Source organism: Deinococcus budaensis (genome assembly GCF_014201885.1).
Taxonomy (GTDB): domain Bacteria; phylum Deinococcota; class Deinococci; order Deinococcales; family Deinococcaceae; genus Deinococcus; species Deinococcus budaensis.
Map to the genome: position 1 here is coordinate 163548 of NZ_JACHFN010000001.1, position 23082 is coordinate 186629.

Consider the following 23082-nt stretch of genomic DNA (forward strand, 5'->3'; position numbering starts at 1 on the left):
CCTGAAGCCGACGACGTGAATTGGTCTCAAATTGAGACGCTCTATGCGCCCAGTAAGCGGGCGGCAGCCGTGCGCTTTTGCTGGGAAAGGCTGCGCTTTACCGGCTGCTCCGTCCGCCTTGTTTCGCCCGGCCGCCCACCACTGACTCTGAAAAACAGTGATGTGCTGAGTCTCCTCTGGACGACAGACGGACGATTTCTCCTGGGGGCAGGACGCAACACATTGAGACTCTGGAATATGCGGGGTGGCACTCGGGCCGTGGTTCCTGGGAGCGAGATAGAGGGTGATCCCCCGCTGGGGCTGGGCAAAAACAGCGCCTGTGTGCGTACTGGTGGAGAGGTGACTCGGTATGCGGTCCCCAGTTTGAAGCTGATGGGTCGGCAGACCGTCTCCTCTGACCTCTGGTTTTGCCGTTGAAGTTGGGATTGGGTCACCCCGCCGTCATGCAGCCTGCGTAGGGTGAGGCATGCTCGCGCTTCTGCTGGCTTTGACTGCTCCGCAAGGTGGCTCCCTGACCATCGGCTTCGGGGCGGCAGGCTCGGTCAAAATCGATGGCCTGACGCCCTGGTACGACGAACGGGTTTATCACGACCCGCCGCTGATGTCCCCGCGTGGGGACGCGGCGGCGCTCCGCTTTTGCCACGATTTCGCCAAGTACCAGCCTTGCACGGTGTACTTGGCGCAGCCCGGTCAACCCGTCCAGACGCTCAAAAACAGCAACGTGCAGCGCCTCCTCTGGACCGGAGACGGCCAGTACTTGATCGGGGCAGGGGCGAACACGGTGCGGTTATGGAACCTGTCCGCTGGTGGCAGGGCCGCCGTACCCTATCCGGTCCTGACGGGCAAGCAGCGGAGCGTCTCACAGATCGAGCGGTTGTGGTTCCGGGACCGCGACCTGTGCGTGGCGATGAGCAGCGAGGTATTCGGCCCGAACGGTGGATACGCCACTGGACGGCTCACCACGACGACCCGCTACGCCCTCCCGACCCTCCAACCGCTCACCGTGACCACCCTTGAAGGCAGCAAAAAAGAGGCGGAGTGCCGCCCCTCCACCTCGTCGGCCCTCTGGCCGTGATTATTCCTTCCCCACCTCATCATGCCCGTCGTCCCGCTGCTCCAGCCGGAAGCCGTGCGGCAGAAAGTCGCGCACGTGCCCGCTGACCACGTCGCCGTGCTGGTTGGTGCAGACCACCCGGGCGTCCGGGGCGAACTCGAACAGCACCTGACGGCAGGCGCCGCAGGGGCTGGCGGGCGGGGAGGCTTCCGAGTACACCACGATATCGGTGAACTCGCGCCCTCCGGCGGTCGCCATCGCCTGCACCGCCGACTGCTCGGCGCAGCGGCCCAGGCCGTAGCTAGCGTTCTCGACGTTGGCGCCGAAATAGACCTGGCCCTCTGGCGTGCGCAGGGCCGCGCCCACCCGGAAGCGGCTGTAGGGGGCGTAGGCCTGCTTGAAGGCGGCTTTTGCGCCGTCGAGCAGTTGGGGGTCGGGGGTCAGGCCCAGGGGATTGTCGTCGGTCACGGGAATGCTAGTCACGGGAATGTTCCTCCTGCACGCCAAAGACCATGACCTCGGGGGCGCGCTCGACCCGCACCCGGGTGACGCGGCGCTGGTCGGCCTCCTCGACCGTGAAGGCCCAGCCCCCGTGCACGAAGCTCTGGCCGACCTCCGGAATGTCCCCGAAATGGCTGGTCATGAACCCCGAGAGGGTATCGTACTCGCCGTCGCCGTCTTCCAGGTTGCTGCCCAGCCGCTCCTCGACCTCGCCCACGGTGAGAGAAGCGTCCATCAGGTACAGGCCTTCGCCCAGCACCTCGATCAGGGCCACCTCCTCATCGTCGGTCTCGTCGTAGATCTCGCCCACGATCTCTTCCAGGGCGTCTTCCAGCGTGACCAGGCCCGAGGTGCCGCCAAACTCGTCTACCACGATGCTCAGGTGCGACTTCTTCTCGCGCATCTTGGCCAGCAGGTCCTTGATCTTCATGCCCTCCGGCACGAAAAAGACCGGGCGCATCACGTCCGCGATCAGGGTCTCGTCCAGCATGTCGAGGTGCCGCAGCATGTCGGAAGTGTGCGCGATCCCCACAATGTTGTCGGCGGTGTCCTGATACACCGGCACCCGCGAGTAGCCGTGTTCGGTGTTCAGCTCCAGCAGCCTCCTGAGCGGGCTGGCGCCGTCCACCAGCACCATGTCGATGCGCGGCGTCATCACCTCGCGCACGGTGGTGTCGGACAGATCGAAGACGTTGTAGACGAGTTCTTTCTCGTCGTCCTCCAGCACGCCTTCCTGGCTCGACGCGCCGACGATCATGCGGATTTCCTCTTCCGAGTAGGCCGCGTGGTGCCCGGCGACCCCGCGCAGGCCGAACATGCGGACCACGCCGTTGCCCATCGCGTTGAGGCCCACGATGGCCCACTTGAAGACGGCCGTAAAGATCAGCAGTGGCCGGGTGACCAGCAGGGACACCTGCTCGGAGCGCTGCAAGGCCCACGACTTGGGCGCCAGCTCCCCGAACACGATGTGCAAGATCGTGCTGATGGTAAAGGCGATGCCAAAGGACAGCGCCGTGATCTGCCCCTCACTGAGGGCCGTGTCGCCCAGCAGCGGGTGAACGAGGTGCTCGATGGCAGGCTCGGCCACAAAACCGATACTCAGCGAGGCCATGGTGATGCCGAGCTGGGTCGCAGCGATATACAGGTCGAGGTTTTTCAGGGCGCCCTGGGTCGCGCGGGCGGTGACGTTGCCCTCGTCGGCCAGCTGGTCGATGCGGGTGCGCCGCACGCTGACCAGCGCGAACTCCGCCGCGACGAAAAACCCGTTCAGGAGGACCAGCACGAAGAGGGCAACGATGCCGAGAAAGTCATTCATGGGTGGGCGCGCTCCATCGCGCCCCGGCTTGCCGCACAGGCACATGCTGCCCACCCGGCTGCCGCAGAAGCGGGCCGGGCGTCGGGTACCGGTTGGGGGGGCCACAGTAAAACGCCGCCCGCAGGCGGTGCAAACCGGGCGTCAGGTCAGAGCCAGAACTGGGAGGCTCCATAGGCGATGGGGAGCTTAACACACCCCCGGCCGCCATTATTGAGACCGGCGGAACCTTCGGCGACCTTCAGAAAGTCATAAGCCGCAGCAGGGGAGGCCCCAGCTCCACCACCCCGACCAGCAGCGCCCCCAGGCTCGCCACCAGCACGGCGCCCGCCGCCGCGTCTTTGGCGACCTTGGCGAGCGGCTGCCATTCCGGACTGGCGAGGTCCACCGCCGCCTCCAGCGCCGTGTTCAGCAGCTCCAGCCCCAGCACCAGCGCGCACGCCAGCAGGATGGGGGTGGGGGGAACCCGCAGGCCCACGGCCAGCCCCAGCGCCACGGCCCCCGCCCAGACCTCGATGCGGAAGTTGGGTTGCGCCCGGTAGGTGTGGGCGATGCCCGCCCAGGCGTACCCTGCCGAGCGCACCCAGCGCCGCCAGGAGAGGGCCGAGCCGCCCGGGTTCATGCGCCGGGCCTCACGAGGACTCGGGGGGAAGCGCCGCCCGCGCCGCCTCCCAGGCGTCGTGGAAGACCTGCCACTCCGGCCCGGTCGCGCCTTCCTCGAAGCCCAGGCCCTCGGCGTGGGGGTGATCGAAGCCGACCAGATGCGCGAGACCGTGGCTGGCGAGCAGCGCCACCTCGCGCGTCAGGCTGTGGCCGCGCGCCGCCGCCTGCCGCCCCGCCGTGTCCAGGCTGATGATGATGTCGCCCAGGTGCGGCGGCATGAAGGGGTCGCCCGGTTCCCAGGTTGGAAAGCTCAGCACGTCGGTGGGGGCGTCCTCGCCCCAGTGTTCGCGTTTGAGCGCCCGGATCGCGCGGTCGCCCACCAGCACGACCGTGACCTCGCGGTCCTGAACGCCGAAATGGCGCATCGCCGCCGCCAGGGAAGCGCGCAGGGCCGGGCGCAGGCCGGGGGGCGGGGTCTTGCGGGCCACGAGGTCGATCACGGGGTCAAGGATAGGGGACAGCGCGTGGGGGTGGGGAGCGCGCGGGGTCAGTCCTCCCGGCCCCCGACCGTGATGGCCCCGTAGGCGCCCTGCCGCTGCACCCCGGCCTCCGCCTCGATGGCGAGAATCACGCGGTTGACCCGGTTGGCCGTCTCCCCGAGTTCGCGGGCCAGGCTGCGGGCGGTGTAGCGCCCCGGCTCGGCTTGAAGCCGCAGCAAGACGCGCACGGCGAGCCGTTCCAGGCTCAGGCCGCTGGAGCTGGTGGGCATGGGTCTTCTCCTCTGGGGGACGGGACGGTCTGGGTGGGGAGACAGGCAAAAGCCCCGCGGTGGGCGGGGCCGGCCGTGCGTGGGGGGGTCAGGGGCGGTCGCCCTCGGCCTCGGGGATGGAGGCGAACTCGCCCCGGCGGGCGGCGCGCTTGTCCTCCTCGGCGTCCTCGGCGGCCTCGTAGGCCTTGATGATGCGGCCGACCAGGGGGTGGCGCACCACGTCCACCTCGGTGAATTCGTGCCAGGCGATGCCCTCGATGCGGCTCAGCACCCGCTTGGCGACCGCCAGCCCGGAGGTGATGTGGCGCGGCAGGTCGATCTGGGTCACGTCACCCGTCACCACGACCTTGGAGGAGTACCCCATGCGCGTCAGGAACATCTTCATCTGCTCGCCGGTGGTGTTCTGCGCCTCGTCCAGGATGATAAAGGCGTCGTTGAGGGTGCGCCCGCGCATAAAGGCGAGGGGAGCGATCTCGATCACGCCGCTGGTGAGGTACGACTCGAACTTCTCCTGGTCGAGCATGTCCTGAAGCGAGTCGTAGAGGGGGCGCAGGTAGGGGTCGATCTTGGCCTGGAGGTCGCCGGGCAAAAAGCCCAGCTTCTCGCCCGCCTCGACCGCCGGGCGGGTCAGGATGATGCGCTTGACCTTCTTGGCCTTGAGGGCCTGCACCGCCATCGCCACCGCGAGGTAGGTTTTGCCCGTTCCGGCAGGACCGACCCCGAAGGTGATGTCCGCGCCTTCGATCTTGTCGAGGTAGACCTTCTGGCCGGGCGTCTTGGGCTTGAGGCCGCGCGGCAGGCTCAGGCCCGAGACCTGGGTTTCTTGCGCCAGGCTGCGGCCCTCGCCGCTGAGCCGGGCGCTGCGCAGCAGGCTCTCGGGGGTCAGCTCGCCGCCCGACCGCACCACGTCGAGGGCGTCGCGCACCATCCGCTCGGCGGCCTGCAAGGTCTCGGCGCTGTCGGCGGTGATGGTGACCGTCTCGCCGCGCGTGGTGATCTTGGCCGGGGTCAGCTCGCGCATCCGGCGCAGGTTGGCGTCGCCCGCGCCGAGCAGCTCGAAGGCCTCGCGCTGGTTGTGCAATTGCAGGGTGGCGGAGACGCCCGCGCCCGCCGCCTCGGTCGCGGTGGGGGGCAGGGGGGTGGGCTGGCCGGGGGTGCGGTCTGTCAACTGGACTCCTGTCGGGGCACGTCGGCCCCCTGAACTCGGCGCGTCAAAGCGCACTCTCCCCCCAGTGGTGTGCTGGCGGGAGTCTGGAAGGGGGAGGGCATTGCAACGCCCCTATTGTCTGGCGTGCGGCCGGACCCGGGCGTGGGATGATCCACATTTCCCGCCGGAACCGCCGCCCGCCGTGGCGAGCCTGCGGGCAGAGAGGAGAACGGCGCCAGCGCACGACGAGAAAAACGGCGCTGTTTCTGGCCCAGGGCGTGCTCTAGACTTGCGGGCGTGAACCCTTCCGGCGCGCTGCGCGCCTACCTGTATGCCGACCCCGCCGCGCATTCCCGCTCGCCCGCCCTGCACCGCGCCGCTTTCGCCCATGCGGGCTTGCCGGGCGAGTACACGGCGCTGCGGGTGCCTGCGCCTGACCTGCCCGCCGCCCTGGCCCGCCTGCGGACCCCCGGCACCCTGGGCGCCAACCTCAGCCTGCCGCACAAGGAAGCGGCGCTCCCCTGGCTCGACGAGCTGTCGGACGCGGCGCGGGCGGTCGGGGCGGTGAACACGGTGATTCACCGGGGCGGGCGGCTGATCGGAGAGAACACCGACGCGCCGGGGCTGCTGGCCGCCTTGCACGGGTTGGGCGTGGGAGCTGCCGGCGACCGAGCAGTGGCCGGACCCGTCGTCGTGCTGGGTGCGGGTGGAGCGGCCAGGGCGGCGGTCTACACCGCCCTGATCCTGATGAAACGCGACGTGTTGATCGTCAACCGGACCCGGGTGCGGGCGGAAGAACTGGCCGCCTCCTGGGCGCAGGCAGAGGCCGGAGCGGAGGTCCGGGCCGCCGATCTCGCTGCCGTTCCCTGGCCCCAGGTCCGCCTGATCGTCAACGCCTCCAGCGCCGGGCTGGACGCGCCGGGGCAAACGCCGCTGCCGGGCTTCGACTTCTCCGCGCTGGCCCCCGGCGCCCTGGTCTACGACATGGTGTACAGCCCCCGCGAGACCCGGCTGCTGCAAGACGCCCGCGCCGCCGGGGTCCGCGCCGAGAACGGCCTGGGCATGCTCGCGCACCAGGCCAGGCTGGCGTTCCGGGCCTGGACCGGAGTGGACGTGCCGGCCGGGGCGCTGCTCGCGGCGCTGGAGGAAGCGTGAGGCGCGGCCTGAGGCGGGGCTTTCCGGCGGGGCATCACCTGCCGCTGGCGGTGCTGGTGCTGGTGCTGCTGCTGAGCGTGGTGGCGGCGGCGCTGCTGCACCGCTTCGTGCTCGACCAGCAGGAGGCGCGCTTTGGCCGCGAGGTGAGCGCCCACACCGCCAGCCTGCGTGACCGCCTGAGCGACTACGAGAACCTGCTGCGCGCCAGCCGCTCGTTCTGGCGGGTGGAGCAGGGGCCGGACCAGACCACCTTTTCCACCTATGTGGACAACCTCGACCTGCGCCGGCGCTTTCCGGGCGTGCTGGCCGTGGGGTTCGTGCGCTGGAGCGGGCCACCGGGCCGCCCGGCGCGGGCCACCATCGAGCGCATCGCGCCGCTGGCCGACGTGAACCGGGCCGCCCTGGGCTTTGACATGATGGCCGAACCCCGCCGCCGCGAGGCGATCTTGCTGGCGCGCGAGCGCGAGGACATCCAGGTGAGCCAGCCGGTCAAGCTGGTGCAGCGCGGCCCGGACGGCCAGCCGCTGAACGGCATGCTGCTGTTTTTGCCGGTGCGCGAGGCGGGCCAGCTTGAAGGTCTGGTCTACCTCGCGCTGCGCACCGATCAGTTTCTGGCGGGCCTGACGCCGCCTGACGCCACCCCCGGCGTGACGGTCCGCACGCTGCTCAACGGGCAGCCGCTGGGGGGATCAGCGTTCGCCGCCCTGCCCGGACAGGCCGCGTTCAGCGCGGCGACCCGCGTGAACACGGCGGGCGCGCAGTGGCAGCTCGTCTTCAGCGCGCCGGGCAGCTTCGGGCGCGACGCGGCGGCGGCGGTGCCGGTGGCGGTGCTGGTGGCGGGGCTGCTGGTGGCGGGGCTGGCCTTTTTGCTGATGCAGGCGCAGGTGCGTGCCCGGCAGCGGGCCGAGGAGGCGTCCGCCACCCTCTCGCTGTCGCGCGCCCGGTTGGAGCGCTCGCGCGCCGAGTTCGAGGCGATCTTCCAGTCGATTCAGGACGCGGCGGTCTTCGCGGACCTCTCGGGGCGGGTGCAGCTGGTCAACCGGGCGCTGGCCTCGCAGTTCGGGCACACGCCCGAAGCCTTGATCGGCCAGCCGCTGTCCCGGCTGCACGTGGACCGCCGCCTGGAAAACCGCGCGGCCTTTCAGGCGCTCACCACCCCGTACCGCCGCGCCGACGGCACGGTCTTTTCCGGCGAGGCCCAGCGCAGCGAGGTGACCGGGGCCGGGGGCGAGGTCCTGGGGCTGCTGGAGGTCGTGCGCGACGTGACCGGGCGCCTGGAAGCCGAGCGGGCCGTGCAGGCCGGAGAGCGCCGGTCGCGCGCGGTGCTCGACGCCATTCCGCACATCCTGTGGGTGAGTGACCCCCAGGGGCAGGTCACCTACGTGAACGCCCAGCACCGCGAGCGGTTGGCCCCGGTTGCGCCGGACGGCTCCCCGGAAAACCAAGCGGGCGTGCGCGAGCGGGTCCATCCCGAAGACCGCCCCGTCTATGCCCGGATGTGGGAAGACGCCTACGCCTCGGGCGAGCGCGCCCAGAGCGAGGTGCGGCTGGCCGTCGGGGAGGGCGGGACCTACCGCTGGTTCGTGCTGCGGGTGGCGCCGATCTCGGTCGAGCCGGGCGCGGGCGGGCCGGGAGGGGGCCGGGTGACCGAGTGGGTGGCCTCGGCCACCGACATCCACGACCGCCTGGAGGCCGAACAGCTCGCGCAGCGCAACGGCGAGCGCTACCGCGCGGTGGTGGAGGGCATGCCGCAGATCGTGTGGCTCACCGACCCCCAGGGCCAGCCCACCTACTTCAACCGCCGCTGGGACGAGTACGTGGGCCAGGACCGCGCCCGCTTCGGCTTCCTGAGCCTGCTGCACCCCGAAGACCGCGCCGAGTACCAGGCCCGCTGGGCCGCCGCCGTGCGCGCCGGGCGCCCCTTCGAGGCCGAGCACCGCCTGCTGAGCAAGGAGGGCCGCTACCGCACCTTCGTGACGCGCGGGTTGCCGGTGCACCGCGGCGCCGGGCCTCAGGCCGGGGGGGCAGCGCAAGACGGGGGCGGCGGCCGCGAGGAGGTGGCCGAATGGGTGGGCACCAGCACCGACGTGGACGACCAGGTGTACGCCGAGGCCGCCGCGCGGCTGCTGGCCAACGTCTCCGAGCGGCTCTCGGCGCGGGCCGAGGACCCGCTCGCCTCGCGCGGGGCGCACTACCGGGCCGCGCTCGACCTGATCACCGGGCGGCTGACCGAGGGCGCCGGGCTGTGGGGGACCGCGCCCGAGCTGAGGCTGCTGGCGGCCTCGCGCCTCGACCCGGAAGGCGTCTCGCCCGCCGCGCGGGGAGCGACCCGCGCCGCCGTCACGCAAGCGCTGCGCGGCGAGGACCCGGTGTTCGTCCACGCCGAGGATTCGCCGCTGCTCTACGAGGTCGGGGCCGCCGGGGCCATGCTCTACCCGCTGGCCGGGCGCAACGGCGCCGCGCGGGGCGTGCTGGGCCTGACCTACCGCCAGGCACCCACCGACCGCGACCACGACCTCGCGCTGGAACTTGCCCAACGCTTTGCCACCGCGCTCGACAACGACGCGCTGCGGCTGGAAGCCGAGGCGGCCCAGGCCGACCTGCGGGCGCTCAACACGTCGCTGGAGGAGCGGGTGCAGCTGCGCACCCTGGAGCTTCAGGACGCCAACCGCGAGCTGGAGGCGTTTTCCTACAGCGTGTCGCACGACCTGCGAACGCCCCTGCGCCACATCGTGGGCTTTGGCGACCTGCTGCGCAAGGACGCGGCGGGCAGCCTGTCCCCCAAAAGCGAGCGGTACCTGGGCGTGATCACCGACGCGGCCGGGCGCATGAGCCGCCTGATCGACGACCTGCTGGAGTTCTCGCGGATGGGCCGTCAGGAGCTGCGGCGCGGCCCGGTGGACCTGGGAGGCGTCGTGCGCGAGGTCTGGGCGTCCCTGGAACCCGACCGCGCAGGCCGCGACGTGACGCTGGACCTCGGGCCGCTGCCCACCGTGCAGGGCGACGCGGCGCTGCTCACCCAGGTGTTTGCCAACCTGCTGTCCAACGCGCTGAAATACTCGCGCACCCGCGAGCACGCCCGCGTCTGGGTGCAGGCCCAGCTGGCCGGCGAGGAGGTGACGGTGACGGTGCGCGACAACGGCGTGGGCTTCGACCCCCGCTACACGGATAAACTGTTCGGTGTGTTTCAACGTCTGCACCGCGCCGAGGAGTTCGAGGGAACGGGAATCGGCCTCGCCAATGTCCGCCGCATCGTCGTGCGCCACGGGGGCCGCGTTCAGGCCGAGGCGGTGCCCGGCGAGGGGGCGACCTTCCAGGTCACGCTGCCCCTGAGCGGCGCTCCCCAGGAGGCCCCCGCATGACCCTTTCGCAACAGGCGCTGTCGGAACGCGCGCTGCCCGAGCCGGGCGAGGCCCTGCGCATCCTGCACCTGGAGGACAACGAACTCGACCACGAGCTTGTGGCAATGCACCTCGGCGAGCTGCCCTGGCCGATCGAGATCGAGCGGGTCGAGGACGAGCCGGGGTTTCTGGACGCCCTGGAGGGGCACCGCCCCCACCTGATTCTCAGCGACTACGCGCTGCCGGGCTACGACGGCCTCTCGGCTTTCCACGCCGCGCACCAGCGCGCCCCGCACCGCCCCTTCATCATCGTGACGGGCGCGATGGGCGAGGAGGTGGCGGTGGACACCCTCAGCCAGGGGGTCACCGACTACATCCTCAAGCAGCGCCTCGAGCGCCTCAGCCCCAGCGTCCGGCGCGCCGTCGCGGAGGCCGACGCCCGCGACCGCCGCGAACGCGCCGAGCAGGAGGTCCGCGAACTCAACCTCTCGCTGCGCGCCCGGCTGGAGGAGGTCGAGAGGTTGCGCGGCATCGCGGAAGGCCAGCGCCAGCGCCTGGAAACCCAGGCCAAACAGCTCGAGGAAGCGCTGAACCTCCAGAAGACCTTTCTGGCCGAGACCAGCCACGAGCTGCGCACGCCGCTGACCGCCCTGCTGGGCTACCTGCGCCGCGCCGAGCGCGAGGCGGGCGGCTCGCAGACCCTGCTCGACGCCCAGCGGGTGGCCGAGAACATGACCCGGCTGGTCAACGACCTGCTGCAACTCTCGCGCGGCGAACTGGTGCAGGGGATCGAGATGCATTTCGTGAACCTGGGCAATATCGTCCGGCAGGTGGGGCGCGACTACGGGGTGCGGGTGGACGCGCCCGACCTGGAGATCGTGGGCGATCCGGGGCGGCTCACCCAGGTGTTTGTCAACCTCGTCAGCAACGCGATCCGGGTCTGCGGCAGTCCCGAGCTGGTGCACGTCGAGGCCCGGCAGGAGGAGGGCGGGCGGGTGTGCGCGTGGGTGATCGACCGTGGCCCCGGTATTCCCGACCACATCAAGCCGCGCATCTTCGACAAGTTCTACCGGGGCAAGGAGGCCGGCTCGACCGGCCTGGGCCTCACCATCGCGCAGCAGGTCGTGAACTCGCACGGCGGCAGCATCGAGGTGCAGGACACGCCCGGCGGCGGCGCCACCTTCGTGGTGTGCTTGCCGCCCCCCGACGAGGACGAGGACGACGGCCTGGACCCGGCCACCGGCCTGGACTCTGCCGATCTGGACTCGGCCGATCTGGATTCAGCCGATCTGGACTGGGCGCCCTCCGGCGTGGGGGGGCAGAGCCTCTGATTCACCGCTGGTTCGGGGGGCCGGCGGCCATTCCTCCGGCCCCCGCCGCGCTACGCTGGGGCCATGACCGCCACCCCGAGAAAGACCCTGAACGTGACCTGGCTGGGCGAGCAGCGCTATGTGGGCGTCAGCGAGAGCGGGCACCAGCTCTTGATCGACAACAGCGCGACCAAAGTCGGCGTCTCGCCGATGGAGGCCCTGCTGGGCGCGCTGGCGACCTGCACCGCCTACGACGTGGTGCAGGTGATGGGCAAGAAGCGCGTCAAGCTCACGAGCTACCGCATCGAGGCCGAGGGCGAGCGGGCGGAGGAGCACCCCAAGCGCTACACCCGCATCGTGGTCCGGCACATCGCCAGCGGGGAGGGCCTGACCCCCGAGGCGCTGGAGCGGGCCGCGCACCTCAGCCACGAGAAATACTGCTCGGTGGCGGCCAGCCTCAACAGCGAGATCGTGGTGGAGACGCGGGTGGAGGCGGGCGAGACGGCCAAGGTGTAGAACATGGGGGCCAAAACAGGAGGGGGACGCGCCGAACGTCTCCCTCCTGTTGCGTCCCGTTCGCTATTCCCAGACGCGCACCCCCGCCTCCCGCAGCAGCCGGATCACCAGCCCCAGCGGAAAGCCGACCACGTTGGAATAGTCGCCGTCCACGCGCCTCACCAGGACCATGCCGACCCCCTGGATGCCGTAGCCCCCGGCCTTGTCCAGCCCCTCGCCGGTGGCGGCATAGTGGGCGATCTCGTGGTCAGTCAGGGCGCGGAAGGTCACGTCGGTGCGCTCCACGCCGCCCCGGACCTGCCCGCCCACGATCACCGTGACGCCGGTATAGACCTGATGGGTCCGGCCCGCCAGCCGCCGCACGAAGGCGCGGTTCTCGGCCTCGTCTCCCGGTTTGCCCAGCAGTTCGCCCCCCAGCGCGACCACGGTGTCGGCGGCGATCACCACGGCGTCCGGGGCGAGCCGGGCCACCGCCCCCGCCTTGAGCGCGGCGAGTTCGCCCGCCAGCCGCGCGGGGTCACGCTCGGGGCTGTCCTCCGCCTCGCCGCTGACGACCACGCGGAAGGGCACGCCGAGATTCGCCAGCAGTTCGCGGCGCCGGGGGCTGCCCGACGCCAGGATCACCTCCGGCCCGCTGCCCTCCGGCACGCTCAGTAGCCCGCCCCGGGCCGCTCGCCGGACACCAGCGCCACGCCGCCCGAGGTGCCCAGGCGGGTGGCGCCCGCCCCGACCATCGCCCCGGCGTCGGCCACCGAGCGCACGCCCCCGGCGGCCTTGATCTGCACGCGCCGTTCGGGAGAAAGGGCCGCGATCACGTCCGCCATCAGCCGCACGTCCTCCACGGTCGCGCCGCCCGTGCCGAAGCCGGTGCTGGTCTTCACGAAGTCGGCGCCGCCCCGCACGGCGGCCCGGGTCGCGCCGCGCTTTTGCTCGTCGTCGAGATAGCAGGTTTCAATGATGACCTTGAGCACCGTGTCCGGAATCGCCTTGCGAACGGCCCGCACGTCGGCCTCCACCGTGTCCCAGTCGCCGGCGAGCGCCGCGCCGATGTGAATCACCATGTCCACCTCGTCGGCGCCCGCCTCCACGCTCAGGCGGGCCTCGACGGCCTTTTGCTCCGGCAGCATCGCCCCCAGCGGAAAGCCGCAGACGGTGGCGACCTTCACGCCCGAGTCCTGCAACTCGGCGGCGGCCAGCGGCACGTAGACCGGATTGACGCACACGGCGTAAAAGGCGTGCTGGCGGGCCTCGGCGCACAGCTGGCGGATGTCGTCCGGGGTCGCGGTGGCCTTGAGCAGCGTGTGGTCGATGTAGGGGGCGAGGTTCATGGTCCCAGGATACGCAGCCTGCCCGCTGGGAATGGCCCGGCCTCCACTCCCCGGCTTGTCGGCTACCCTCTGAGGCATGACGGCCACTCCTGTCCAGCCCGGCGCCCCCTTTCCCGACTTCTCGCTGTCCGACGCTGCGGGCCAGCCCCACCGTCTGGCGGATTACGCGGGCCGCTACGTGGTGCTGTACGCCTATCCCAAGGACGACACGCCCGGCTGCACCAAAGAAGCCTGCGATTTCCGCGACAGCGCCCGCCTGAGAGCACTGGGCGCCGCCATCCTGGGCGTCAGCCGCGACGACGCCGGGAGCCACCGCGCCTTTGCCGAGAAGTACAGCCTGCCCTTTCCGCTGCTGACCGACCCGGACGCGGAATTCCTGAAGACGGTGGGCGCCTACGGCACCAAGAACCTCTACGGCAAGGTCAGCGAGGGGGTCAAGCGCGCGACCTTTCTGATCGGCCCGGATGGACGGCTGGTGCGCGGCTGGCCCGCCGTGAAGGTGGAAGGCCACGCCGACGAGGTGGCCGCCGCCATCGAGGCCGACCGCCGGGAGCGCGGCGATGCCTGATCTGGAGGCCCTGAAAAAGGAGGCCGCCCTGCGCGCCGTCGCCCTGGTGGGGAGCGGGATGCGCGTCGGGCTGGGCACCGGCAGCACCGCCAAATACGCCATCGAGGCGATCGGGGAGCGGCTGGCCTCCGGCGACCTGCGGCGGGTGGTCGGCGTGGCGACCAGCGACGCTTCGGAAGCGCTGGCCCGCGCGGTGGGCATTCCCGTCGAGCCGCTCGACCCCCGCCCGCTCGACCTCGCCATCGACGGAGCGGACGAGATCGACCCCACGCTGAACCTGATCAAGGGCCTGGGCGGCGCCCTGCTGCGCGAGAAGCTCACCGAGGTGCAGGCGCGGCGGCTGGTCATCATCGCGGACCACACCAAGGTCGTGACCCGGCTGGGGGAGAAGGCGCCGTTGCCGGTCGAGATCGCGCGGTTCGGGTTTCTGTCTACCATCGAGCGGGTGCGGGCGCTGGTGCCGGGGGGGCGGCTCAGGCAGCCGGGGGCGCAGCCTTACGTGACCGACAACGGCAACTACATCTATGACGCGCAACTTCCCGCCTCGTTCGATCCGGTCGAGCTGGAGCGGCAGCTTAAGGGGACGCTGGGTGTGGTGGAGACGGGGTTTTTCCTGGGGATGGCAGACGCAGCGTTTGTGGCGGCGCCGGGGGGGGTTCGGGAGCTGGGGGGGTGAGACTGAGCTTCTTGGGCGGTGCGGGCATGGGGGAATTGTCTTTCGAAGATTTGCCCCCACCCCCAGCCCCTCCCCCAAAGGGGGCAGGGGAGCGAAGCGCTGCGCTCGGCAAGGACAAATCGGCGGCGTTGGGGGACGTGGTTCTCGGCCGGAATGTTTGATCTCGGTGCGTTCCCGCCTGCGGCCACCGTCTCGCTGCGCGAGCCGACGTGGGGAAGGCGGTGCGGACTCTATTCGCCCTCACCTGTGCGGCGTCCGCTGTGCCGTTTTTGAAAAGCTCAAGCTACGGCGCCTCTTCTCCCTCCTTGTGGGCGACTCGCAGAGCTGCGTCAGCAGAGGGTTGGGGAGGGGGGTGGCGGGCGCAGCTCGCCCTCATCCAAGGCCCGGCGCCCACAGCCCATAACCCTTGGCCTCCGCTGGCGACTTTCTTTCCCCTCACAACCGCCCCAACTGTCCCCCCAGCACCTCCGGGTCCCTCGTCGGCAGGTCGCAGGCGTGGCCGATGCACACGTAGGCGGTGCCGCCGCCCGGCCTGCCTTCCAGCACGGGCAATCCTTCGCCCTGTTCAGCCGGAGCGAGGGCCGCGAAGGGGAGGGGGAAGCGGGCGACCACCCGTTCGAGGGGGGCGCGTTCGGCGGGCGTGCCGATCAGGGCAACCTCGACGTGGGGGGCTTCCAGGAAGGCGGCCGCCTGCCACAGGCCGCCGAAGCCGCCCGCCGCCGCGAGCATGTCCCCGGCGTAGGTCTGCACCGTGCGCCGGGCCAGGGCCTCGGCCTGTTCGTCCCCGTAATAACGGCCCATCCACAGGCCCAGCAGTGCGGCGGCGGCGTTGTCGCTGAGGACGGCCGAGTCGAAGCCCTGGGCCTGCCGGGTCAGCAGCGCCTCGGCGCGGCCCCCGGTGGAGCGGAAGAGGCCCGCCTCCTCGTCCCAGAAGTCGCCCCGCACGACGCCCCACAGCTCGCGCGCCCACTCCAGATGCGAGAGGTCGCCGCCCGCCTGGTACAGCGCGACGAGGCCGAGCGCGTAGAGGGCATGGTCCTCCAGCAGCCCCTCCACGCGGGCCACGCCGTCCTTGTAGGTGTGGCGCAGGGTGCCGTCCGGGAGGCGCATCCGCTCCCGCACGAAGCTGGCGTTGCGGCGGGCCACGTCGAGGTAATGGGCTTCACCCAGGATGCGCCCGGCGTCCGCGAAGGCCGCCAGCGCCAGCCCGTTCCACGAGGTCAGCACCTTGTCGTCGGTGCCGGGCTGGGGCCGCGTCTGCCGGGCGGCGAGGAGCCTGGCGCGGGCGGTGTCCAGCCGCGCGGTCAGGGCCTCCACGCTCTCGCCGAGGTCGCGCGCGAGGCCAGCGGGCGGGGTCAGGACGTGCAGAATGCTGCGCCGCCCCGCGTCCGGGCGGTGGGGGTCCTCGAAGTTGCCCTCCGGGGTCACGCCGTAGACCCGCAAGGCCAGCTCGGCGTCCGGGCCGCCGCCCAGCCCCCCCTCATTCAACACAGCGCGGATTTCCTCCGGTGTCCAGGTGAAGGTCAGGCCCTCGACGCCCTGGGTGTCGGCGTCCTGGGCGCTGTAGAAGCCGCCTTCCGGCGCCAGCATCTCGCGTTCCAGGTAGCTCAGCGTCTCGCGGGCCAGCCGGGCGAAGTCCTCGTCCCCGGTGTGCTGGTAGGCGCGCAGCAGCGTGCGGGTGAGCTGGGCGTTGTCGTAGAGCATCTTCTCGAAGTGGGGCACCAGCCACTGCGCGTCCACCGAGTAGCGGTGAAAGCCGCCGCCAAGCTGGTCGTAGATGCCGCCCCGGCCCATCTGCCTGAGGGTGTGCAGCGCCATGTCGCGCCCGTCCGCACGGGTCAGCAGAAAATCGAGCGTGGTGGGGGCCGGGAACTTGGGCGCCCCGCCGAAGCCGCCCAGGTCGGCGTCGTACACCCGACGCAGGTTCGCCACGGCCCGCTCCAGAAAGTCCTCCGGCAGCTCGCCCGCCGAGGGCCGGGGACGGCTGGCCTCGCGCACATGCCCCGCGAGCGCCTGCGCGTTGCCCTCGATCTTGTCGCGGCCCTCCTGCCAGGTGTGCGCCACGCTCGCCAGCAGGCGGGGAAAGCCGGGCATCCCGTAGCGGTCTTCGGGCGGAAAATAGGTGCCCGCGTAGAACGGCTCGCCGCCTGGGGTCAGGAAGACCGTCATCGGCCAGCCGCCCTGCCCGGTCATCAGCTGGGTGGCCGTCATGTACACCCCGTCCACGTCGGGGCGCTCCTCGCGGTCCACCTTGACGCTCACGAAATGGGCGTTCATGAACTCGGCGGTGGCAGCGTCCTCGAAGCTCTCGTGGGCCATCACGTGGCACCAGTGACAGGTCGAGTACCCGATGGACAGCAGCACGGGCACGTCGCGCCGCCGGGCCTCCGCGAACGCCTCCTCGCCCCAGGGCCACCAGTCCACCGGATTGTCCGCGTGCTGGAGGAGGTAGGGGCTGGTTTCCTGGGCCAGACGGTTCTGGGCGGGCCGGTTCATGGGAGGCAGCGTAGCGCCCGCCCGCGCGCCCCGGTCTGACGCCGGATGAAGTGCCCGGTGTGGGAAGCTTCACACCCGCCACACCCGCCCGGCGCGGCAGACTGTGGGGGTATGGCCCAGCCCGATGCCCGCCCGCCCGCCGACCCCGCCGCCTATCCCATCGAGCAACCCGTCCGCGTCCGCGCGGGCTTTTCTCTCACCTTCGAGGTGCCCTACCCCACCCCGATGCTGTTCGTGGTGCAGCCCCGCGAGCGGCTGGAGGCGACCGGAACCCGCCAGCGGATTGTGGCCGAGCGGGCCCTGGGCGCGGCCGAGGGCATCCAGCGCTACACCGACACCCATGGCAACGTCGTGTGGCGCACGCTGGCGCAGCCGGGCGAGTTCACAGTCGGGCACGACCTGATCGCGGAGGTGACCCGCCGCCCCGACCCCGTGCTGCCGCACCTGCGCAAGCACCGCGTCGAGGAGCTGCCCGACGAGACCATCGGCTACCTGCTGCCCAGCCGCTACGTGGACAGCGATCTGGTCAGCCAGGAAGCCTGGGACCGTTTCGGGCATATCCAGGGCGGCTGGGCGCAGGTGCAGGCGATCAGCGACTTTCTGCAAGACGAATGCGTCTACGGCCCAGGCAGCACCTCCAGCACGACCGCCCGGCAGGCCTTCGACAGCAAGCGGGCGGTGTGCCGGGATTTTGCCCATATGGGCGTGGCCTTTTGCCGGGCGCTGAACATCCCGGCCCGCTACGTCTGCGGCTACATGCCCGACATCGACATCACGCCCGACCCGGTGCCGATGGATTTTCACGCCTGGTTCGAGGCGTATCTGGATGGCCAGTGGCGCACCTTCGACGCCCGCCACAACAAGCCGCGCGTGGGCCGCGTGCTGATCGCCCAGGGCCGCGACGCTTCGGACGTGGCCTTTACGACCACTTTCGGCAGCGCCCGACTGGTCCACATGAAAGTCTGGGCCGACGAGACGGGCGTGGACACGACGCTCGACGACGCGCCGAAGCCGCGGGTGTTCTGAAAACTTTCCCCTGCGGTCGGCAGCGTTCCGGGGAGGGAGGCAACTCTGACTTTGACCTGTCGGCAAGCTTGATTGCCACACTCGTCTCTCGCTCCTGAGATGTGGACCCCCGACGGGGGTATTCGCCTATGCGGCACTGGTCCTGCTGACGAGCCTGTACATTCCAAGCGTGAAATACCAGCACCTCGTTGTGACTTTGGCCGCCGCAGCAGTGATCACTTCATGTGGAGGGACGAACAGCCCCACTCCAAATAACCCTGCCCCAGGTACGCCTCCTGCTACGGGCGGTGGCGCAATCTCCTTCAATCAGCAGCAAACGGAACGCCTCTACGGATCATGGAACTTCACCTTCACCATAATCAGCACGTTCTCCGAAACCTACAAATTGAAGACTCTCAGGGCGTCCACAGTGACTCCGGGGGATTATTACCTCGCCGGGACCGACCAGTACAACGATCTGGTCATCTCCAGTTACGACTCTGAATACAAAAAGTTCAGTCTGTATGATCCCAGCATAACGATCGATAGGTTCTATACCTTTGATTTCGCGGGTGCCAACACCATTCAAGGTTGCTACTATCAGATTAACCTGTCCACCAACGAAATGTCCAGGTGCTACCCCATGACGGGAAATCGCTATTCACTGTCCACAAGTGCTCTCGCACCCATCACCACAGACGCTGCTCTCAAGGAACAGGATGCGCAAGAACAGTCCGGTGGGCAAACCTCGAAAGACAGCGCGGCTTACAGACAGTATCTGGAAGTGAAGGCGCTCGCCTCGCGCCAGTAAGCGTTCCTTCCTGTCATTTAAGAGTGCCTGCGAGTTCCTCTCGGTCATAGGGATTCGCAGGCACTTGGATTTCTCCGCCTTCCAGTCCTCAAATCCCCGTCAGCAGCCGTTCCACGTCCTCCAGACTCGTGTAGTGCGCGACGCTCGCCCGCACCACACCCTCCGGGTACAGGCCCAGGTCTTTCAGGGGCTGCACGGCGTAGAAGTGTCCGGCGGCCGCGTCCACCCCCTGCGCCGAGAGCCGGGCGGCGGTGGCTTCGGGGGCCTCTCCCAGCACCCGGAAGGCGACGGCGCCCATCCGGCCCTCCATCGTCGGCGGGCCGTAGACCGTGACGCCGGGGGCCTCCCGCAGCCCCGCGAGCAGCCGCCCGGCAACCGGGGTCTCCAGCGCCGCGATCCGCGCCGAGGCCGCTTCCAGCGCCGCGCGGGTCAGTGTGTCGTGGCCGCCGAGTTCGCGCAGGTAGTCCAGGGTGCCCAGCCACCCCGCGAGCAACTCGAACTGTGGGGTGCCGTACTCCAGCCCGGTGATGTCGCCCTCCGGTACGAAGCTCAGGCGGGGCCAGGGCAGCCCGGCGCGGCGCTCGGGCGCGACCCACAGCGCACCCAGGTGCGGCCCCCAGACCTTGTAGGGGCTGAACATGACGAAGTCCGCACCCCAGGCCTGCACGTCGGGAAAGGCGTGCGGGGCGGCGTGAACGGCGTCCACCACCGTCCAGGCGCCCGCCGCGCGGACCTGCGAGGTCACCGCCGGGATGTCCACCGCCACGCCCAGGACGTTGCTCGCCGCCGTGATCGCCACCAGCCGGGTGCGGGGGGAGAGCAGGGCGGCGAGGTCTTCGGTGTGCAGGCGCATGTCGGGCTGCCGGGCGTGCCAGACCTTGACGGTCACGCCCACGCGCTCCAGCTCGCGCCAGGGGCTGGCGTTCGCCTCGTGGTCCAGGCCCGACAGGATCACCTCGTCCCCCGGTCCCCACAGCCGCGCGAAGGCCGCCGCCAGCCGGAAGGCCAGGGCGGTGGCACTCGGCCCCAGCGCCACGTCCTCCGCCTGCGCGTTCAGAAAGAGGGCCGTGGCCTCGCGCGCCCGGCCCTTGAGGGCCAGCATCTCGCGGCCCGGCAGGTGGCCCGGCATCGCGTTGGTGGCGCCAAAACGGGTCAGGTGGTCGGTAATCGCCGTGATGGCGCGGGTGGGGAGCAGGCCGCCCGCCGCGTTGTCGAGGTACGCGCGGCCGGAGGCGAGCGGGGGAAACTGCGCCCGGATGGCTTCGAGGTTCATGGGGGAGAGTCTAGAGGGGGAGCGGGGACGGGAGGCGCGGTGCGCGGCAGAAGATGACCGCCGACGGCCTTCCGCGCCCTGTTCACCGCCTCCCCGTCAGCCACAGCAGCCCGCCCCCCAGCGCCAGCCCCCACACCGCGCTCCCGATGCCCAGGAAGCTCAGGCCGCTCGCGGTCACCGCCAGCGTCAGGAAGGCGGCCTCGCGCCCGCGCTCGTCCCCCAGCGCCGCCGTGACGCTTGACAGGGTGGTGGACACCAGCGCCAGCCCCGCCAGCGCCGCGACCACGGGCGCGGGGACGGCGCCCACCGCCCCCACCACCCAGCCCGCGAACACGCCCAGCAGCAGGTAGAACAGGGCCGCACTCAGGCCCGCGACCCAGCGCCGGTTCGGGTCGGGGTGCGCCTCCTCGCCCGCCGCGATGGCCGCCGTGATCGCGGCGAGGTTGGTCGTGTGCGCGCCGAAGGGGGCCGAGAGCAGGCTCGCCAGCCCAGACCACGTGATCAGCGGCGAGGTCGGCACCCGCGCGAAGCCGCAGGCCCGCAGCACCGCCACCCCCGGAAGCTGCTGCGAGGCCAGGGTCAGCACTGTCATGGGCAGGGCCAGCGTCAGCACGGCGGAAAGCGAGAAAGCAGGCGGGGTCCAGACCAGCGTGCCCAGGCCACCCCCGGTCAGCGGCCCCACCGCTCCGGCCGCCAGCGACAGGCCCGCCCCGGCCAGCAGCGCCGCCGGGACCGCCCAGCGCGCGAACCACACCCGGCCCGCCAGGAAGACCGCGATCATCCCGCCGACCGGCAGCGGGGCCTGCGGCAGCGCCCGGAAGGCTCCCAGCACAAAGGGCAGCAGCACCCCGGCCAGCAGCGCGTTCGCCAGCGCGGGCGGCAGCCGCGAGGTCACCCGCTCGAACGCCCCGCTCACGCCCAGCCCGGTCATGATCAGGGCGCTCAGCACATAGGCGCCCAGCACCTCGGCGTAGCTCAGGGTGCCCGCCGCCGCCACCGAAGCGACGAGCGCCAGCCCCGGCGTCGTCCAGGCCATCTTGACGGGGGCGCGGTGCCGCCAGGTCAGGGCCGCGCCCGACACGCTGATCGCCAGGTAGCAGCTCAGCACCCAGCTCACCGTCTGCCCGTGGCTCAGCCCGAAGTCCCGCGCCGCCCCCACCAGCAGCCCGATGCTGCTCGCCGCACCGACCACGACCGCCACAAAGCCCGCCGTGACCGCCGAGGCGGAAGCGTCCCGCCGCAGGTCGTGGAGGGTGGTGGGGGGGGTGGACGGCATCGGGAGTTCCATCTGCCGGGCATTCCAACACATGCCGGGAGGGAAAAGGGCAGGCCCTTCTAGGTTTTCTGGGGCGTGTCAGCCAAGCCTCGTAAAGCCAGATAATGTGGGAGCAACATGGTTGATGTTCTCCCCCTGCCGCGCGGCATCACCGGGTTTATCCAACAGGGTGAAAAACTTCCTTGGGTTGACGCTCCCGACTTTAAACGGGTGTGTTATGAGGCTGCACGGTCTATGGGTGCTCGTGTCGTCCGGGTGGACAGCGCTGACGGCAAAGTTGACCGAAATTATCATGCCGCAGAGGTGCAGATCGATGCTAAGCGAATCCTCGTTCTGTGTAACGCGCATTACCCCTGGCTTGCTCTGGTAGAGTCGAGCGCTAAGGTCGAGCTTGGCTCGCCCATCTTTGACCTGGGATGGGAAGACGTGCCTGCCATGACTCAAGCGCTGGAAGCCTTTTCGGAGTTCCGCGTGCTGGATGTGATGTATCTGGAGAGTGTGCCGGAGCCGCAGGTGCTCCAGCACCTCTGGGAAGGTGAGGTCAAACAAATTCGGTTGTGGAAGCCTCGGAATATCGGGGAAATCATTTTCAATCCCTGGGACTAACCTCGACCGTCCAACTTGGCTGACATACCTTACGCGCTCACCCACTCCCTCAGCACCTGTTCCAGGTGGGCGTCGTCCAGTTCCCCGTGCTCGGCCAGCGCCTTGATGTAGTCGGTGACCTGCCGCAAGGCCTCGTCGCCGTAGTGCAGGCCGAGTTCGCGCGCCCGGTACGCGATGGCGTGCTTGCCCGTCACCTTGCTCCCGGCCTGGATGCGGCGGCCCACCCCGAACACGCCGGGCGGAATCGCCTCGTAGGCGCCGGGGTTGAGGTAGATCGCCTTGAGGTGCATTCCCGCCTTGTGGTTGTAGGCGAATTCGCCCGTCAGGTAGTTGTTCCAGGGCACCGGCAGGTCCACCATCCGGGCGATCATGCGGTCGAGTTCGGGCAGCAGCTCCAGGTCGTACTTGTCGATCAGGCCCTGCGGGTCGAAGGTGAACATCCGCGCCAGGAAGCCCCCCAGCGGCGTGATCCCGTTGCGCTCCCCGATCCCCAGGATGGTCGTGTCGATGTGCGTGGCGCCCGCCTCGACGGCCTCGTAGGCGTTGGAGACCGCGCAGCCCGTGTCGTTGTGCCCGTGGAACTCGATGCCGCAGTCCTCGTGGATGACCTTGCGCACCTCGCGGACCAGTGTGTACACCTGCCGGGGCGTGGCGACCCCCACCGTGTCCGCCAGCCCGACCCGGTGGACGCCCAGCGCGGAGACGGCGCGGTACACCGCCATCAGGTCCGCCTCCTGCGAGCGGAAGGTGTCCTCGGCGCTGAAGCGGATTTGCAGCTCCGGGTGGTGCTGCTTGATCCACCCGATCACCTCGGACGCCGTGTCGATGATCTGCCCGATGCTCTTGCCGTGGCTGAACTCTCGCAGAAAGGAACTGGTGCCGAACAGCAGGTCCAGCCCGTCCACGCCGAGGTCCACCGCCCGCTGCACGTCGTCCATATGGCAGCGGACGTGCGTCAGAATCTTGGCCTTCAGGCCCAGCCCGGCGAGGGTGCGGATGTCCTGCGCGGTCTGCGCGCTCACCATCGGGGTGGTGACCTCCAGAAACTCGGCCCCGAAGGCGTTCAGCGCCCGCGCGATCTCGATCTTGTCGCCCCGTTTGAAGTTCCCGCGCGCGAACTGCTCGCCCTCCCGCAGCGTCGAGTCGATGATCGCCCAGGACCGGGCGGGGATGGGGGGGAGAGGAGAGTCTGGGGTCATGGGGAGCCTCGTGCCCGGTAGTCTGGCCTTTTGCCTATCAAATGTCAACAAGTTATGTAAATAGATTTGCGAATGTAAAACATCGTCTCTCTGGCAGGCAGGTGAAGATGCTCCTCATACCCGGGCGCCGGGGCGG

General features: G+C 70.1%; 22 protein-coding genes. 10 read left to right on the forward strand and 12 right to left on the reverse strand.

What is annotated here, in order from left to right; translation table 11 throughout:
• Positions 1-466: 466 nt before the first annotated feature.
• Positions 467-1075 carry a hypothetical protein gene (locus tag HNQ09_RS00825; RefSeq protein ID WP_184024185.1) on the forward strand — a complete coding sequence of 203 codons (609 nt, stop codon included), beginning with the start codon at positions 467-469 and terminating at the stop codon, positions 1073-1075.
• Here the strand turns inward: HNQ09_RS00825 and cdd are convergent, their stop codons facing one another.
• From cdd to HNQ09_RS00855, 6 genes are all read right to left on the reverse strand, one after another.
• Positions 1076-1537 (reverse strand): cytidine deaminase, encoded by a 462-nt coding sequence (gene cdd, locus HNQ09_RS00830; RefSeq protein ID WP_343057558.1) that lies wholly within the window; start codon positions 1535-1537, stop codon positions 1076-1078.
• Positions 1530-2870, reverse strand: a complete 1341-nt coding sequence (locus tag HNQ09_RS00835) for a hemolysin family protein (protein ID WP_184024188.1) — start codon at positions 2868-2870, stop codon at positions 1530-1532. The genes cdd and HNQ09_RS00835 overlap by 8 nt, the downstream gene beginning before the upstream one ends.
• A gap of 238 nt (positions 2871-3108) precedes the next feature.
• On the reverse strand, positions 3109-3489 hold the full coding sequence (locus HNQ09_RS00840; protein ID WP_184024190.1) for a diacylglycerol kinase family protein: 381 nt from the start codon (positions 3487-3489) through the stop codon (positions 3109-3111).
• Positions 3490-3499: 10 nt separating this feature from the next.
• On the reverse strand, positions 3500-3970 hold the full coding sequence (gene ybeY, locus HNQ09_RS00845) for an rRNA maturation RNase YbeY (protein ID WP_184024192.1): 471 nt from the start codon (positions 3968-3970) through the stop codon (positions 3500-3502).
• A gap of 47 nt (positions 3971-4017) precedes the next feature.
• The gene (locus tag HNQ09_RS00850; RefSeq protein WP_184024194.1) at positions 4018-4239 is read right to left on the reverse strand and encodes a hypothetical protein; all 222 of its coding nucleotides are present in this window, start codon (positions 4237-4239) and stop codon (positions 4018-4020) included.
• Positions 4240-4327: 88 nt separating this feature from the next.
• The gene (locus tag HNQ09_RS00855; RefSeq protein ID WP_184024196.1) at positions 4328-5407 is read right to left on the reverse strand and encodes a PhoH family protein; all 1080 of its coding nucleotides are present in this window, start codon (positions 5405-5407) and stop codon (positions 4328-4330) included.
• Positions 5408-5683: 276 nt separating this feature from the next.
• Here HNQ09_RS00855 and aroE point away from each other — a divergent pair, with 276 nt between their 5' ends.
• The 4 genes from aroE (at position 5684) to HNQ09_RS00875 (ending at position 11708) form a co-directional block, all read left to right on the forward strand.
• Positions 5684-6541 carry a shikimate dehydrogenase gene (gene aroE / locus HNQ09_RS00860; RefSeq protein ID WP_184024198.1) on the forward strand — a complete coding sequence of 286 codons (858 nt, stop codon included), beginning with the start codon at positions 5684-5686 and terminating at the stop codon, positions 6539-6541.
• On the forward strand, positions 6538-9903 hold the full coding sequence (locus HNQ09_RS00865; RefSeq protein ID WP_343057559.1) for a PAS domain S-box protein: 3366 nt from the start codon (positions 6538-6540) through the stop codon (positions 9901-9903). Before aroE ends, HNQ09_RS00865 begins: the two co-directional genes overlap by 4 nt.
• Positions 9900-11213, forward strand: coding sequence for a hybrid sensor histidine kinase/response regulator (locus tag HNQ09_RS00870; protein WP_184024200.1), 1314 nt, complete (start codon positions 9900-9902; stop codon positions 11211-11213). Before HNQ09_RS00865 ends, HNQ09_RS00870 begins: the two co-directional genes overlap by 4 nt.
• A 63-nt stretch (positions 11214-11276) precedes the next feature.
• Positions 11277-11708, forward strand: a complete 432-nt coding sequence (locus HNQ09_RS00875; protein ID WP_184024202.1) for an OsmC family protein — start codon at positions 11277-11279, stop codon at positions 11706-11708.
• Between the two features lie 63 nt (positions 11709-11771).
• Here the strand turns inward: HNQ09_RS00875 and HNQ09_RS00880 are convergent, their stop codons facing one another.
• Positions 11772-12356 carry a Maf family nucleotide pyrophosphatase gene (locus tag HNQ09_RS00880; RefSeq protein ID WP_343057560.1) on the reverse strand — a complete coding sequence of 195 codons (585 nt, stop codon included), beginning with the start codon at positions 12354-12356 and terminating at the stop codon, positions 11772-11774.
• Positions 12357-12358: 2 nt separating this feature from the next.
• Positions 12359-13036 (reverse strand): deoxyribose-phosphate aldolase, encoded by a 678-nt coding sequence (gene deoC, locus HNQ09_RS00885; RefSeq protein ID WP_184024205.1) that lies wholly within the window; start codon positions 13034-13036, stop codon positions 12359-12361.
• A gap of 76 nt (positions 13037-13112) precedes the next feature.
• Between deoC and prxQ the strand changes: the two genes are divergently transcribed.
• Positions 13113-13604, forward strand: coding sequence for a thioredoxin-dependent peroxiredoxin PrxQ (gene prxQ / locus HNQ09_RS00890; protein WP_184024207.1), 492 nt, complete (start codon positions 13113-13115; stop codon positions 13602-13604).
• Entirely contained in the window at positions 13597-14280 is a 684-nt protein-coding gene (rpiA, locus tag HNQ09_RS00895) for a ribose 5-phosphate isomerase A (RefSeq protein ID WP_184024210.1), read from the forward strand. Before prxQ ends, rpiA begins: the two co-directional genes overlap by 8 nt.
• Before the next feature lie 435 nt (positions 14281-14715).
• On the opposite strand, the gene HNQ09_RS00900 is transcribed toward rpiA, so the two are convergent.
• Entirely contained in the window at positions 14716-16776 is a 2061-nt protein-coding gene (locus tag HNQ09_RS00900) for a thioredoxin domain-containing protein (protein ID WP_184024213.1), read from the reverse strand.
• A 111-nt stretch (positions 16777-16887) separates the two neighbouring features.
• Here HNQ09_RS00900 and HNQ09_RS00905 point away from each other — a divergent pair, with 111 nt between their 5' ends.
• Both HNQ09_RS00905 and HNQ09_RS00910 read left to right on the forward strand, forming a co-directional pair.
• Complete coding sequence (locus tag HNQ09_RS00905; protein WP_184024216.1) at positions 16888-17802, forward strand: transglutaminase-like domain-containing protein; 915 nt, start codon at positions 16888-16890, stop codon at positions 17800-17802.
• A gap of 169 nt (positions 17803-17971) precedes the next feature.
• A complete protein-coding gene (locus HNQ09_RS00910; RefSeq protein ID WP_184024219.1) occupies positions 17972-18592 on the forward strand; it encodes a hypothetical protein in 621 nt (206 codons plus the stop codon).
• A gap of 88 nt (positions 18593-18680) precedes the next feature.
• Here HNQ09_RS00910 and HNQ09_RS00915 read toward each other — a convergent pair whose 3' ends face one another.
• Together HNQ09_RS00915 and HNQ09_RS00920 are read right to left on the reverse strand one after the other, a co-directional pair.
• Positions 18681-19865, reverse strand: coding sequence for a cysteine desulfurase-like protein (locus HNQ09_RS00915; protein ID WP_184024222.1), 1185 nt, complete (start codon positions 19863-19865; stop codon positions 18681-18683).
• Positions 19866-19947: 82 nt separating this feature from the next.
• Positions 19948-21153, reverse strand: a complete 1206-nt coding sequence (locus HNQ09_RS00920; RefSeq protein ID WP_246363046.1) for a benzoate/H(+) symporter BenE family transporter — start codon at positions 21151-21153, stop codon at positions 19948-19950.
• Positions 21154-21258: 105 nt separating this feature from the next.
• On the opposite strand from HNQ09_RS00920, the gene HNQ09_RS00925 reads away from it, so the two are divergent.
• Positions 21259-21747 carry a hypothetical protein gene (locus HNQ09_RS00925; protein ID WP_184024225.1) on the forward strand — a complete coding sequence of 163 codons (489 nt, stop codon included), beginning with the start codon at positions 21259-21261 and terminating at the stop codon, positions 21745-21747.
• Positions 21748-21776: 29 nt separating this feature from the next.
• On the opposite strand, the gene lysS is transcribed toward HNQ09_RS00925, so the two are convergent.
• Positions 21777-22946 (reverse strand): homocitrate synthase, encoded by a 1170-nt coding sequence (gene lysS, locus HNQ09_RS00930; protein WP_184024228.1) that lies wholly within the window; start codon positions 22944-22946, stop codon positions 21777-21779.
• Positions 22947-23082: the final 136 nt, after the last annotated feature.